This window comes from Paenibacillus thermoaerophilus (assembly GCF_005938195.1).
GTDB lineage: Bacteria > Bacillota > Bacilli > Paenibacillales > Reconciliibacillaceae > Paenibacillus_W > Paenibacillus_W thermoaerophilus.
On record NZ_VCQZ01000006.1, the window covers coordinates 76,461 to 89,728 of the forward strand.

At 63.9% G+C, this 13,268-nt stretch carries 14 protein-coding genes; 4 read left to right on the forward strand and 10 right to left on the reverse strand.

Annotation, left to right across the window (positions count from 1 at the left end):
* Window positions 1–87: 87 nt before the first annotated feature.
* The 9 genes from FE781_RS06220 to tenA form a co-directional block, all read right to left on the reverse strand.
* A complete protein-coding gene (locus FE781_RS06220) occupies window positions 88–1,257 on the reverse strand; it encodes a glycosyltransferase family 4 protein (protein ID WP_138788750.1) in 1,170 nt (389 codons plus the stop codon).
* A 144-nt stretch (window positions 1,258–1,401) separates the two neighbouring features.
* A complete protein-coding gene (locus FE781_RS06225) occupies window positions 1,402–3,075 on the reverse strand; it encodes a b(o/a)3-type cytochrome-c oxidase subunit 1 (protein WP_138788751.1) in 1,674 nt (557 codons plus the stop codon).
* A gap of 14 nt (window positions 3,076–3,089) precedes the next feature.
* Entirely contained in the window at window positions 3,090–3,578 is a 489-nt protein-coding gene (locus FE781_RS06230) for a cytochrome c oxidase subunit II (protein WP_138788752.1), read from the reverse strand.
* A gap of 5 nt (window positions 3,579–3,583) precedes the next feature.
* A complete protein-coding gene (locus FE781_RS06235) occupies window positions 3,584–3,709 on the reverse strand; it encodes a cytochrome c oxidase subunit 2A (protein ID WP_342774284.1) in 126 nt (41 codons plus the stop codon).
* A gap of 142 nt (window positions 3,710–3,851) precedes the next feature.
* Complete coding sequence (locus FE781_RS06240) at window positions 3,852–4,148, reverse strand: transposase (protein WP_138788754.1); 297 nt, start codon at window positions 4,146–4,148, stop codon at window positions 3,852–3,854.
* 205 nt (window positions 4,149–4,353) lie between these two features.
* Window positions 4,354–5,421, reverse strand: a complete 1,068-nt coding sequence (locus FE781_RS06245) for an ABC transporter substrate-binding protein (RefSeq protein WP_246068069.1) — start codon at window positions 5,419–5,421, stop codon at window positions 4,354–4,356.
* A 12-nt stretch (window positions 5,422–5,433) separates the two neighbouring features.
* Window positions 5,434–6,186: an ABC transporter permease gene (locus tag FE781_RS06250; RefSeq protein WP_138788755.1), complete on the reverse strand. Its 753-nt coding sequence runs from the start codon at window positions 6,184–6,186 to the stop codon at window positions 5,434–5,436.
* A complete protein-coding gene (locus tag FE781_RS06255) occupies window positions 6,179–6,949 on the reverse strand; it encodes an ABC transporter ATP-binding protein (RefSeq protein WP_246068070.1) in 771 nt (256 codons plus the stop codon). Before FE781_RS06255 ends, FE781_RS06250 begins: the two co-directional genes overlap by 8 nt.
* A gap of 53 nt (window positions 6,950–7,002) precedes the next feature.
* Window positions 7,003–7,710 carry a thiaminase II gene (tenA, locus tag FE781_RS06260; RefSeq protein ID WP_379252310.1) on the reverse strand — a complete coding sequence of 236 codons (708 nt, stop codon included), beginning with the start codon at window positions 7,708–7,710 and terminating at the stop codon, window positions 7,003–7,005.
* Between the two features lie 710 nt (window positions 7,711–8,420).
* Between tenA and asd the strand changes: the two genes are divergently transcribed.
* Entirely contained in the window at window positions 8,421–9,209 is a 789-nt protein-coding gene (asd, locus tag FE781_RS06265; RefSeq protein ID WP_138788756.1) for an archaetidylserine decarboxylase, read from the forward strand.
* A 33-nt stretch (window positions 9,210–9,242) separates the two neighbouring features.
* Window positions 9,243–10,511 carry an MFS transporter gene (locus FE781_RS06270; RefSeq protein WP_138788757.1) on the forward strand — a complete coding sequence of 423 codons (1,269 nt, stop codon included), beginning with the start codon at window positions 9,243–9,245 and terminating at the stop codon, window positions 10,509–10,511.
* Between the two features lie 75 nt (window positions 10,512–10,586).
* Here the strand turns inward: FE781_RS06270 and pdxR are convergent, their stop codons facing one another.
* Complete coding sequence (gene pdxR, locus FE781_RS06275) at window positions 10,587–12,170, reverse strand: MocR-like pyridoxine biosynthesis transcription factor PdxR (protein WP_138788758.1); 1,584 nt, start codon at window positions 12,168–12,170, stop codon at window positions 10,587–10,589.
* A gap of 120 nt (window positions 12,171–12,290) precedes the next feature.
* Between pdxR and FE781_RS06280 the strand changes: the two genes are divergently transcribed.
* Window positions 12,291–12,929, forward strand: coding sequence for a pyridoxamine 5'-phosphate oxidase family protein (locus tag FE781_RS06280; protein ID WP_342774285.1), 639 nt, complete (start codon window positions 12,291–12,293; stop codon window positions 12,927–12,929).
* A gap of 39 nt (window positions 12,930–12,968) precedes the next feature.
* Window positions 12,969–13,262, forward strand: coding sequence for a hypothetical protein (locus FE781_RS06285; RefSeq protein WP_138788759.1), 294 nt, complete (start codon window positions 12,969–12,971; stop codon window positions 13,260–13,262).
* The last annotated feature ends 6 nt before the right edge of the window (window positions 13,263–13,268 follow it).

Here is a 13,268-nt window from a genome sequence, read left to right on the forward strand (position 1 = left end):
GCAAGCGAACGGACTGGCGCTGTCCGATTCCGGCCGGCAATCGACGCCGCCGCAGAAGCCCGGATCGCGGGGCCGGTCCCCGGATCACTATACGCCGCCGACGCCGAGCATGGCGGCCAGACGCATGGCGGTCGCCTGCCACGTGAAAAACGTAAGCGCGCGCCTGCGCCCGGCTTCGCCGTACGCGCGCATCCGCTCGGGGTCGCGCAGCAGCTCGCTGACGGCCGCCGCCAGTCCGTCCGGCACGTTCCGAAGCGGCACCAGCAGCCCCGTTTCGCCATGCGCCACCACTTCTCCGATGCCGCCCGCGTTCGTCGCCACAACCGGGACGCCGGAAGCCATCGCTTCGGCGTTGACAAGCCCGAAGGCTTCGCGGGCGCTCGAAGGCACCACGGCGATATCCGCCGCGCGGAACCACCGGGCGACGCGGTCGTGCGGTTCGTAGGGAACGAACCGGACGTGGCCGCGCAGCCGCCGCGCCATCCGCTGCAGCCGCCGGGAATAAGCGGACGTGCGCCGCGAGCCGTAGTAGGCGCCGCCCACGACGAAGAGCAGCGCGTCCGGATGGGCCGCCGCCACGGCCGGCATCGCCTCCAGCAGATGGTGCACCCCCTTGTACGGCTGCAGCCGGCCGACGTACAGCAGCACCTTGCGCCCCGTCGCCCCGTGCGACGCCAGCAGCTCTTCGCGCTCCAGCGCTTGCGGGTCGTCCCAGCGGGACGGGAACGCGTCCGGATCCACGCCGAGATGATTGACGGCGATCTTGCCGGCCGCCGACGGAACGAGCGCGGCGAGCCGCCGGCGGAGAAAATCGCTGTTGGCCACGATCCGGTCCGCCGACTTGAAGCACGCCCTCAGCTCGGCCCGGCCGATGTGATGCGGCGCCACAAATGTCGTCGACTGCAGCGACAACCAGACCTTGCAGCCGGGCGGACAACGCCGCTTGAGCTCGCGCGCGAGCCTCGGACGATTCTCGGCAATGACGACGTCGGGCGCCAGCCGGCGCACGATCGCGGCCGCCGCCTTCGCGTATGCAAGCGGCCGCATCCGGGGCACGCGCCGGTACGCGACGCCGTCGATCGTCTCCGATCGCGCCTGCCCCGCACCGAGCCGGCCGACAACCGTCACTTCCGCATAAGGCGCAAGCCTCCGGCTCACTTCCGCAACGACCCGCTCCACCGAACTGCTGCCCGCGTACGGAACCGGGAAAGAACCCGGCGTCACCCAGACGACCCGCGGCTTGTCTCGTGACGTCATACCCGCATCCCTCCTGTAACTCCTATCATCTTATACGGGTGCGGACGGCGCGGTGACGGTAAAAACGGCTTCGCCGCCCCCGAGTCGAGGACGGCGAAGCGATTGTCGGTATGCAAGACCGTTTGAATATGCGCGAAGACGCGGCTACCAGGTCACGACGCCCTTGGCCCCGGGCCCCGCATGCTGAATCATATCCGCAAACGGCACCGTATACGCGAACAGCACGAGCACGATAACGATGCCGACCCAAAGCCCCCAACGTTCCAGCCAGACAGGCACAGCCGGGGAATCCGGAGCGGTCTCGCCGAGCGGGAACTCTTCGACGCCGCGGGGAGCCCGAAGCAGCAGGACGATGTTGATGACCAGCAGCACGACCGAGACGAACAGAATGGTTCCGCCGACTGCCATCACGACATGGTACGGCATCCAGCCGACCGCTTCGGCGTTGTCCCCGTAGGTCGTATACGCGGTGCGGCGCGGCGAGCCGAGCAGGCCGACGCTGTGCATCGCGCCCGACATGAACAGCATGCCGACGGCCCAGACCCAGGTCTGGACGATGCCCAGCCGGTGGAGCTTCGGCGTAAGCTTGCGCCCCGTCGCCGCCGGAATGAGCCAATAAGCGATGCCGAAGAAGGTCAGCGCGACGCCGGAAGCGACCGTCAAGTGAAAATGGCCCGTCACCCACAGCGTATTGTGCACGACGCCGTTCATCTGATTGCTGGCGTTGACGATTCCCCCGGCTCCGGCCGGGATAAAGATCAGCATGCCCATAAACGGAGCGAAAAACCGGACATCCTTGTACGGCATCGCTTTGAGCCAGCCGAACAATCCCCGGCGGCCCCGCTCCCGCCCCGTCAGCTCAAACGTGGCGAACAGCGAGAACGCGGTCATCAGCGACGGAATCACGACCATAAACGTCAGCACGACCTGCACGAATTTCCAGAGCGGCGAGATGCCCGGCTCCATCAACTGATGGTGAAAGCCGACCGGAATCGAGAACAGCACGAACAGCACGAACGAGAGCCGCGCCAGACTGTCGCTGAAGATCCGTCCGCCGATCACCTTCGGGATGACGACGTACCAGCACATGTACGCGGGAAGCAGCCAGAAGTAGACGAGCGGATGCCCGAAATACCAGAACAGCGTCCGGCTGACCATGACGTTCACGCGTTCGGTCCACCCGAGCGACAGCGGCAGCAGTTGCGCCAGGATCGTCGCCGCGACGCCGAGCGTCGCCACGATCCACAGAATCATCGTCGCTACGCTCATGAAGGCGAGCAGCGGCGACGTCTGCCCCGGATGCTTGCGCCGCCAGTACCGGTACTGCACGAACAGTCCCGCCGCCGAAGCCCATGTGCCCGCCACGACGTGCACCAGGGCGATATAGAAGAGCGGAGAAGCCTTCATCGGCGCGTAGAACGTATAGAGCACCGTCGCCTGGTTCAGCAGAATGAGAACCGTCCCCAGCAACGTGCCGATCGTCATCAGCGCGAAGCCGACCCAAGCCATGCGGCGCACCTGCGGCATCAAGTCCCCCAGCGTACGCGCGATGCTCGCCCAGATAAAGCCAAAGATAAAGTACGTCGTAAAAATCAGCGCCATCAGCACGCCGTGCGCGGTCAGCAGTTGGTAATAGCCGATTCCGGCCGGCAGCGTAACGATTCCGCCGCGCACGAGTCCCTGCAGCAAACCGGCGATCGCTCCGATCACAAGCGCCCCGAAAGCGAACAGCACGTGAGCCAGGATCAGCTTTCCGTCCTGCGGAGCGAAGCGATGCCCGTCCGCCTCCGATTGTTTTGCCAGTACCGTATCTGTCATCGTAACCGTCCTCCTCAGGCGACCGTTATCGTCGTCCACATCATTTCATGCCCGTTGCCGCAATATTCGTTGCACAATACCAGGTACTCCCCGGGCTTTTTGAACGTAAACGTGAAGTTTGTCGTCTCGCCGGGAACCGCCATCATATTGACGTTGGTGCCGGGAATTTGCAGTCCGTGAACGACGTCGGTGCTTGTGACCTCGAAATGAACGGTCGCCCCCGCCGGAATAACAATCTTGTCCTCCAGCGGCTTATAGGCGAAGGCGATCGCCACCATGACGAGCTTGTATTCGTTGTCGCCGATCTTGTGAAGCCCCGGCTTGTCGAAAGGCGCAGTTTCCTCGGCCAGCTCGGGCGCGGGTTTTTCGTGTCCGCCGTGGGCGTGCGTGGTCGGCGGCTGCGCTCCGTTCGCGAAAACCCCGATCCCCAGCACGATCAGGAAGACCGCCAGCATGGCGACGCCGAACGTCAGCCACATTTTTTCCAGTCGATGCATGTGCAAGCAGATTACCCCCTCGCGATATACAGGACATAGATGCCGATCCAAGTCACCGCTATGAACGCGCCCAGCAGCATTACCGCCGCGAATGCGCCCTTGAGCGACTCGCGTTCTCCGCCCGGATTCGGTTTCATGCGTCTCATCTCCCTCCGGTGCCCGCACCGGTCATGTGATGAGTTTATTGTACGTTTCGGATAAGAGGGGGCTCTGTGACGTCCATCACACCAATCCCGCGGAACTGTGTCGAATCGGTGACGATTCGACTTTCGCCCGCGCTTATCGCCTGTCGCTGCCTATCGCCGCCTCGGCCAGCGCATACAGCGCGAACACGCCCATATAGGAGGCGCACGCAAGCAGGACGGGATTCAGCAGCAGCTCATGAATCGTCGTCATGAACACTTCTCCCCGTTGCCGCACCTCGAGCACCTCGCCGGCCGCAAGCTGGCCCGCGATCAGCGCGGACAGAGCGGCAAGCGCGAACCAGACGCGCCTCACGCCCGGCCAGCGCCATGCCGACAGCAGCATAATCGCGGCGCCTGCGGCCGTGAAGGCCAAGATCCATCCGTTGATCATCGGTTCACCTCCCTGTCAGCCGGAGTCCGCCGTAAGGCGTTGTCCGGCAACGGGCTTGGCCGGCCGGCATCGGGTCCGACCCGGCAAAAAAAGCCCTTTTTCCGCCAGTCTCGGCGAAAAAAGGGCTTTGCAAACTTCGGGGCAAACCGTCGGGTTTTTCCAAATCATGCCTGCGCCAACCGCTTGCCGGTCGGCGGCCAAGCGGCTATTTCAAGTTTTTGTACACCTCGGACGGTTGAATGTCCTTGTTGATCATTCCCGTGTTGCGAATCCATTCGATTGCGGATTTCCACGATGCCTCGTCCTGCTGTCCGAACACCGCTTTGCCGGAGTCGTCCATCAGCGGAATCAGCATCTCGAGGCTTTTCGTCTCGATGTCTTTTTCCAGCGGGAAGTTCGCGCTGCCTTGCTTCAGCAGCTCCTTGAGCGCCGGTCCGGGATTTTGCTTCGTATACTCAAAGCCTTTGGTTGCCGCTTCCCAGAATCGGCGGATCTCGTCGCCTTTTTTGTTCAGCGTCTCGTCGCTCGTCGCCAGCACCAGCTCGTAAAAATCCGGAACCTTGTAGTCCATCGGGTTCATCGTCTGGAGCTTGACGCCTTCCTTCTCCAGAATCAGCTTCTCGTGGTTGACGTAGCCGCCGATAATCGCATCCACCCGCTTCGTCGTCATCGCGGGCATCAGATCCCAGCCGACATCGACGAATTCCACTTTGGACGGATCGCCGCCGTCGGCCTCGACCATCGACTTGACCGTCTGGACGTCGAGATCGAACGACGGATAGCCGACCTTTTTGCCGGCCAGATCCTTCGGCGACTTGGCGCCGCTGGATTCAAGCGCCATAAGCTGGTTCAGCGGGTGACGGACGATCGCCGCGACGGACACGAGCGGAATGCCCTCGGCCCGGGAAAGCACGATCTGCTTCTGGTAGCTGATCGCCAGGTCCGCCTGGCCGGCGGCCACCAGCTTCAACGGGTCGTTCGTATCCGACGGCGGCTGAAGCTTGACCTTTAATCCCGCTTCCTTGAAATACCCCTGCGACTCCGCCGCGTACAGGAACGAATGCACCGCGTTCGGATACCAGTCCAGCAACACGGTCAGTTCCGCCGGTTCGGCGCTGTTCGCCGGCGTCTGGGACGGAGAGGACGCCGATCCCCCGCTTTCGCCGCCGCAGGCAGCCAGCGAAGCGGCCAGCACGACGGGCGCCGTCGCTTTTATCATTTTGCGCCATTTGTTGCTCCAGCTCCAACGTTTCATCTGTTTGTGCTCCTTCATGTATGGTTTCTCTTATTTATCCCGGTTGAACCGCCACGGGGTCAGCCTGCGCTCCAGCAGGGCCGCGCCCGCAAACAGCGCGATGCCGAGCAGCGCCAGAATGATCACCGAAGCGAACAGCAGGTCGATCTTCATCATATTGGAAGCGCGCCGTCCGAACATGCCGAGGCCGGACTCGGCGCCGAGCCATTCGCCGACCGACGCGCCGACGACGCTGATCGTCGCGGCCATCTTGAATCCGGTGAAAAAGCCGGGCAGCGCCGACGGAACCTGCAGCTTCCAGAACTGCTGGCTGCGGCTCGCTCCCATGGAGCGAAGCAGCTCCAGGGCGTCGGGATCGGTCTGCCGCAGGCCGTCGATCGTATTCACGGCGATCGGGAAAAACGCGAACAGCACGGCTACGGCCACCTTGCCCCAGATCTCGTACCCGAACCAGGCGATAAAGATCGGGGACAGCACGATAATCGGAATCGTCTGCGACGCCACCAGCAGCGGATACACGGCCGCCCGCGCGATCCGGCTGAAATGAATCCAGACCGCCGATGCCGCGCCGAACACGACCGACAGCGCCAGCCCGAGCAGCGCCTCCGCCAGCGTCGTCCAGATATGCCCGGGCCATACGGCGCGTTGTTCCCACAACGCCTGCAGGACGCGGCTGGGCGCCGGGATGATGTACGGCTTGACGTCCAGCAGGCGGACCCCCGCCTCCCAGAGCAGCGCGAGCGCCAGCAGCAGCAAGGCGGGAGGCAGCCATTTTCTAGCCATGAAGTGCGCCTCCTTCCTGAAGCAGCCGGCGCGCCTCGCGCTTCAAGGCGGCGAATTCCGGAGACAGCGTCGTCTCCGAGCTGCGGGGTCGCGGCAGGCTCACCGGCAGCTCCGCCAGCCGGGCCACCGGGCGGCCGGCCGCGATCAGGACCCGGTCGGACAGCAGCAGGGCCTCTTCCATGTCGTGCGTGATGAAAAGCACGGTGGTGCGGTGCCGCTCCCAGACGCCGAGCAGCCACTCCTGGAGCTGCGTTCTCGTCATGGCGTCCAGCGCGCTGAACGGCTCATCGAGCAGCAGCAGGTCGTAGCCGCCCAGCACGGTGCGCAGGAACGACACCCGCTGCCGCATGCCGCCGGACAATTCGTGCGGATATTTGCGCTCGGCGCCGGCCAGTCCGAACGATTCCAGCAGTTCCTTCGCCCGGCTCTCGGCTTCTCGCTTCGGCACGCCCCGCACCTCCAGCGCCAGCACCGCGTTTTGCAGCACGTTGCGCCACGGCAGCAAGGCGTCCCGCTGCGGCATATAGCCGACGCGGCCGAGACGGCCGGAGGCCGTGGACGCTTCCGCTCCGCCGGCGCCTCCGCCGACGGTCAGCCGGCCGGCCTGCGGCTTCAGCAGACCGCAGATGAGGCGGAACAGCGTCGTCTTGCCGATGCCGCTCGGCCCGAGCAACGAGACGAACTCGCCCGGCTCGACGCGGAAGCTGAGGCCATCGAACACCGGCGGCTCGCCCGGCGAGAAGGCGAAGGTGACGTTTTCCACGCTCAGTCCCCCCGGCGCGCGCGAAGTCCGAAGCGATGCATCTGCCGGCTTGTTCAATTCGGCCACATCTCTTTCTTGTAAGCCATGTCCCAGAACATGTACTCGTATCGGCTCGTCGTCAAAAACTGCTCCTTCAGCTTGCGCAGCTCGCGTTCCGGCAGCCCTTCGGCCAGACGATTCATCAGCCCCGTCAAATACAGCGCCAGCTCGCCGAATTCGTCCGAGCTGTACATCTCGATCCACTCCCGGTACAGCTCGTGATCGAGCGAACCCGGCACATCCCGGAGCGCTCTGCCGATCTCCCAGTAGCTCCACGTGCAGGGCAGCACGGAAGCGACCACGTTCGCAAGCGTCCCGTTATACGCTTCGCGGAGCATGTAGCTGGTATAAGAGACGGTCACGGAAGCGGGCTCCGTCGATTCCAGCTCCCGGCGGGACACGCCGAACCGCTCGCAATACTGCCGGTGCAGCTCCATCTCCGTCGATAGCGTCCCTTCAAGCAGCCGGGCGAACCAGGCCATCGTCTCGACATCGTCCGCTTTCGCGCTGCCCAGGGCGAACATTCGGGCGTAATCGATCAGGTACACATAGTCTTGCCGCAGATAAAAGATAAACTTGTCCGTCGGGAGCGTCCCCGCCCCCAGCTCCTTCAGAAACGGATGGCGGTGGTTCGCTTCCCAAATTTCTTTGGCGCTTTCGCGAAGCTCGGCGGAAAAGCCGCCGATCCGCGCGTCGGCCGTCCCCGTTTGATTTCGGCTCACGGGCATCCCCCTTCCTTCATGTCGTGCGCTCCGGCGATTCCTGCCGAATGTCCGAATCTGCCGCCAGCCGCCGGCCTTCCCGGGGAGGCCGCAAGCGCGAAAAAGCCCGCTCAGAGCAAGCTCCGCGCGGGCTGAACAGACATGGCAAGTCTGTCGGAATTCTCTACGCTGGCATTACCCAGATCAGATGCGGTCAGGAACAGACGGTTCCACTCTCAGCCGGACGATCTCTCCAGCCCCCGTTTGCAATATGAATGATCCATGGATCTTACGTTTATTGTAGCCGTCCCGAACCGGATTGGCAACAGGCAAGTTGCAAACCGCGGGATACGGGGCCGAAGCGGCGGGCAAACACTTGGCCGAATCGCGGGGATCGATGCGCCTTAGAAGCGCAACCGCATTTTTTCCCGCTGAAGCCCCGCGCCCGCTCCGAGCAGCCGCCCCCGCCGATCGCAAGAACCGCCGGGAGCGGCTGCAAGGCGGAATGCTTACGGTCCGCATCCTTTCCTCTGCCCCGTCCGGCTCAGTCCAAGAGCGGACGCCAGACTTCCCCGTATTTCGCGAAAAAGGCCCGGTCCGCTTGCAATAATGCGCGCTAAACGGCCGTGAGCCGGCACTTCCGGTATTGCGTTCCCCACCGTTCTGTGTCAAACTTAGCGCATGGCGGCATGCCGCTATTCCGAACGAAATTCGAACAGGTGACCCATCACATGAAACCGTTGTTCCGACTGATGACCGAGCTGTCATCGCGCAAGTGGATTTCCCGCCTGACAGGGGCGTTCGCCCAATCGTCCTGGAGCCGCCCGCTTATTCCTCGATTCGCTCGCGCTTACGGGATTCGGATAGAAGACGCGGAGAAGGCGATCGACCAGTATTCGTCGCTGAACGAGTTTTTCACCCGCCGGCTTAAGCCCGGGCTGCGCCCGATCGATCCCGACGGCAACGCGCTTGTCAGCCCGGTGGACGCCAAGATTACGGGCATGGGGCCGATCGAGGACGGGCTGATGCTGAACGTCAAGGGCCAAGACTATACGGTCGAAGAGCTGCTGAACGGTTCGCCCCGGATCGTGAATTACCGCCGCGGGTATTATTTCGTGCTGTATTTGAGCCCGACGGACTACCACCGGATTCACGCCCCGGTCACCGGCGACATTATCGAGAAGGAGCATATTCCCGGCAAGGTGTACCCCGTCAACGAATTCGGGCTGCGCCACATACGGCGCGTGCTCAGCCGCAACGAACGCGTGGTGACGTACGTCCGGCACGCCTACGGGGAAGCCGCTGTCGTCAAGGTCGGCGCGTTAAACGTCAGCAGCATAAAATACGTCGAAAATCTCGGCACCAAGCTTCTGGCCGGCGACGAGCTGGCCTACTTCGAATTCGGGTCGACCATCGTCCTGCTGCTGGAGAACGGCACGTTCGAGCCGAAGGCCGGGCTGGACGTGGACAGCCGCGTGCGCATGGGAGAGAAGCTCGGCACGCTTCACGAGAAGCAATAGCGGCCGACAACTAGAATAAAAGAAGGGATTTTCATGCAAGCGACAACTTCGGCCGGTCCCGTCTCCGGAGCCGGCAAACCGAAGAGCGGTCTGGGCGGACAAACCGTTTACGTCATGCTGTTCGCGGTCAGTATCGCGCATCTGCTCAACGATGCGATCCAATCGGTCATTCCCGCGATGTACCCGATTCTGAAAGACGGTCTGGCCTTGTCCTATACGCAGATCGGAGCGATCGGCCTTGTCCAGAACATCACCGCCTCCGTCATGCAGCCGGTGGTCGGCCTGTACTCCGACCGCAAGCCGACGCCGTTCCTGCTGCCGCTCGGCATGATCTCCAGCTTGTTCGGCATGCTGGGACTCGCGCTGGCGCCCAACTTCGCCGTCGTCCTGCTGTCCGTCACGCTGGTGGGCCTCGGCTCCGCCGTGTTCCACCCGGAAGCGTCCCGCGTCGCTTATATGGCCGCCGGTCCCCGCCGCGGCCTGGCGCAGTCGATCTTCCAGGTGGGCGGCAATTCCGGGCAGGCGCTTGCACCCGTGTTTATGGCGGTAATCTTCCTGCATCTGGGTCTGGGGCAAAAAGGAGCGGGATGGTTCACGGCCGTCGCCGCCGCCGCTTCGATCGTGCTCGTCTACGTCGCGTTCTGGTACCGGGACACGCTTCGGGTGACGCAGCGCGTCAAAAAATCGGCGGCGGCTCCCGTTTATTCGCCCGAACGCAAAAAAACGATCCGCAACGCCATGCTGCTGCTGATCGTGCTCGTGTTCGCGCGTTCCTGGTATTCGGCGTCGATTTCGTCGTATTTGCCGTTTTACCTGATGGATCATTTCCATCTGTCGCTGGAAGCGACGCAATGGTATTTCTTGTTCCCGTTCCTCGCGTTCGGCGCGGCCGGAACGTTTTTCGGCGGGCCGCTCGCCGACCGGTTCGGTCGCAAGACGATCATCTGGTTCTCGATGCTGGGGACGGCTCCGCTGGCTCTGCTCATGCCTTACGTGCCCGCCGCCGCGGCCGCCGTCATCTGCTCCGTTATGGGCTTTATCCTGCTGTCCAGCTTCTCCGTCACCGTCGTATACGCCCAGGAGCTCGCTCCCGGACGCGTGGGCACCGTCTCCGGCCTCATGATCGGATTCGCCTTCGGCATGGGTGCGCTCGGCGGTCTCGCGATCGGCGCGCTGATGGATTTGTGGGGCAGCGTGACGGTCATGAGGATCGTCAGCTTCCTGCCGCTGCTTGGCGTGCTCACGTATTTTCTGCCGTCCGACCGCAAGCTCAAGGAGCTGGCGCAGGCGGAACAAATCTGAGGATGGGCCTCCCGCGATCGTTCGCGGGAGGCTTTTTTCATCATCGCCGCACCGCTCGCCGCTCCGCCTCCCTACTCAAACCGATATGCCCCGTTGCGCGATGCGGGCGGCGGCCTCCTCCAGAATTTCGCCCGCCCGGCGAAGCTGATCGGCGTTGAGCCCCCCAAACGCAAAAACCGCTCCCGGCCTTGCCTCCGCTTGCTTCGCGTCCGCAAAGTAGGCGGAGGCGTCCGGCAGTTGCAGCCCGAGCGCGGCGCATTCCGCCCGGTAGCGGGCGAACGATTCCGCCGAGCCTTTCCACCAGGCGAACAGGTGCAGACCCGCTTCCGTGCGGACGGGATCGAACAAACCGGCCAGCCTGCCGCCGCTGAGCACCGCCGACAACTGGCGGTACCGTTCGGCATACAAGCGGCGCATGCGGCGGAGATGCCGCTCGTACAAGCCGCTTCGCAGAAACGCGGACAACGTGCGCTGCTCCAGAAGCGCCGGCGGCTCCGGCTCGAACAGCGCCAGCGCCCGTCGGAACGGCTCCGTCAGGCCGGGCGGAAGCAGCACGTAGCCGAGCCGGAAGCCCGGGAACATCGTGCGCGTGAACGTGCCGACAAACGCCACGCGCCCCTCGCGGTCGAGCGCCTTCATCGGCTCCAGCGGACGGCCCGCGTAGCGGAATTCCGTGTCGTAATCGTCCTCCAGGATGAAGGCGTTCCGGCGGCCTGCCCAGTCCAGCAGCTTCCGCCGCCGCTCCAGCGGCATCGGCGCCCCGGTCGGGAACTGCCTGCCCGGCGTGACGACCAGCAGCCGGGCCTCCCAATCGGCCGGGATCAGCCCCTGCGCGTCGACGGCGGCGGGCGTCAGCTCCGCTCCGGCGGCTGCGGCGGCGCGATGGACGCCCCCGTACCCCGGCTGCTCGCAGACGACGGCATCGCCCGGCCCCGCCAGCAGATGGACGAGCAGCGCGATCGCCTGCATGGAGCCGTTGACGACGGCGATCCCCTCCGCCTGCGCATCCAGACCGCGGCTGCGGCGCAAATACGCGGCGATCGCTTCGCGCAGCTCCGGGTCGCCCATCGCATCCGCGCGTCCTCGCCCCGATACCGCCGCTCCAGCGCCTGCGCCCGGCTCCGGCACCGTTCGCGATCCCGCCAGCTTCCTCGCTTCGGCATTCAGCAGCCGGAACCAGTCCATGTACGGGAATCGGCTGTCGTCGGGCGGGGCGATCCGGAACGTCAGCGGCCCGGAACCCGGCGTCGGCCAGGGAGAGTGCGGTGTCGACCGCATCAACCGCTTCCCCCAAGCCGACAGCCGGGGCGCGGCCTGCCCGCCCGGTCCCTGCCCGCCGCCGGACGCCGGCCCTCCGGTCCGCTGCGCCCGCGCTCCGTCCGCCGCGTCCGCTTCGCTCCCGACGGCGTGCGGACAGACGTACGTGCCCCGTCCGACCTCGCCCGCCACGTAACCGTCCGCCGCCAGCCGGTCGTACACCGCCGTAACCGTGCCCCGCGAGACGCCGCAGCGGGCGGCAAGCTCGCGCGTGGGCGGCAGCTTCTCGCCCGGCCGCAGCCTTCCGGCGCGGATCGCATCCCGGAGCGCGGCATACAGCGCGTCGCCCTTGAAACGCGATCCCTCCGCTCCGCCCGTATCCAATCGCAGCATCAACTCCATGCCAATCCCCCTCCCCTTTGATTGGACCAATAAAATCAAATTAAATTGGATCTTTTTTTATGTCAATAGACCCGATAAGATGAGATCCATATTCATTTTGATCCACACGGAGGTATCGGCATGTCGGAGATTCGGCGCAAGGAATTCAGCATGGAGGAATCCGAAGAAGAAATCGCCGCTTTCCTGAACGAGGCATCCTACGGGATTTTGGCGCAAACGGGCGAAGACGGGCTTCCCAAACTCAAACCGATCAACTACGTGTACCATCGCGGCTTCATTTATATGCACGGCGCCCATGCCGGGGAAAAAATGAAGCTGCTGCGCGGTAACGGCCGGGCGGCCTTCCACGTGTCGAAGGAATACGCCCTGCTGCCGTCGTACTGGTCGGACCCGGAATTCGCCTGCCCGGCCACGACCTATTTCAAATCGGTCAATATGGAGGGCGTGCTCGAAGAGGTCCGGGATCTCGAGGAAAAGGCCGAGGCGCTGGAGGCGTTCATGCGCAAGCTGCAGCCGGAGGGCGGCTACGTGCCGATCTCGACGGATTACGCGCCATACGTGCCGAAGCTTAAGGGCGTAGCCGTCATCCGGTTCACGCCGGAACGGACGGTCGCCAAATTCAAATTCGGCCAAAATCTGCAGCCCGAGCAGCGCGAAGACATCCGGGCGAAGCTGCTGGAACGCGGCGGCCCGCTCGATGCCGAGACCGCGGCGCTGATGGCGGCGTATTGTCCATTTCACCGAACGGAGCCGACGTGATATAATCAATCTAACTTTTACGAAACGGCGGCGATACCGATGGGCGTCAAACACGCGAGAGAATACAGGGACATCCACAAGGAATTGACGGAGGCATTGACGCAGGTCCGCGAGATGCACGAATTTTTCGAAATGACGCAATCGGATTGGGACGAGCTGTCCAAACAGGAACGTCTGGAATGCGTCCGCACGATGGCGGACGACGTCTTCTACGCCCTCGGCACCGACCCGGTTATCGAGATCGGACGCGGCAGCGTCACGCACGATCCGGCCCGCTACCTACTTCTGGTGCGCAACGAAAACCGGTTGCTCGCCACGATCCATCTGATTTAACTTCCC

Bases quoted from the DNA above. Each gene is read 5' to 3' on its own strand.
- FE781_RS06220 (WP_138788750.1), bottom strand. From the start codon at position 1,257: ATGACGTCACGAGACAAGCCGCGGGTCGTCTGGGTGACGCCGGGTTCT.
- FE781_RS06225 (WP_138788751.1), bottom strand. From the start codon at position 3,075: ATGACAGATACGGTACTGGCAAAACAATCGGAGGCGGACGGGCATCGC.
- FE781_RS06235 (WP_342774284.1), bottom strand. From the start codon at position 3,709: ATGAAACCGAATCCGGGCGGAGAACGCGAGTCGCTCAAGGGCGCATTC.
- FE781_RS06240 (WP_138788754.1), bottom strand. From the start codon at position 4,148: ATGATCAACGGATGGATCTTGGCCTTCACGGCCGCAGGCGCCGCGATT.
- FE781_RS06245 (WP_246068069.1), bottom strand. From the start codon at position 5,421: ATGAAGGAGCACAAACAGATGAAACGTTGGAGCTGGAGCAACAAATGG.
- FE781_RS06250 (WP_138788755.1), bottom strand. From the start codon at position 6,186: ATGGCTAGAAAATGGCTGCCTCCCGCCTTGCTGCTGCTGGCGCTCGCG.
- asd (WP_138788756.1), top strand. From the start codon at position 8,421: ATGAAACCGTTGTTCCGACTGATGACCGAGCTGTCATCGCGCAAGTGG.
- FE781_RS06270 (WP_138788757.1), top strand. From the start codon at position 9,243: ATGCAAGCGACAACTTCGGCCGGTCCCGTCTCCGGAGCCGGCAAACCG.
- pdxR (WP_138788758.1), bottom strand. From the start codon at position 12,170: ATGGAGTTGATGCTGCGATTGGATACGGGCGGAGCGGAGGGATCGCGT.
- FE781_RS06280 (WP_342774285.1), top strand. From the start codon at position 12,291: ATGTCGGAGATTCGGCGCAAGGAATTCAGCATGGAGGAATCCGAAGAA.
- FE781_RS06285 (WP_138788759.1), top strand. From the start codon at position 12,969: ATGGGCGTCAAACACGCGAGAGAATACAGGGACATCCACAAGGAATTG.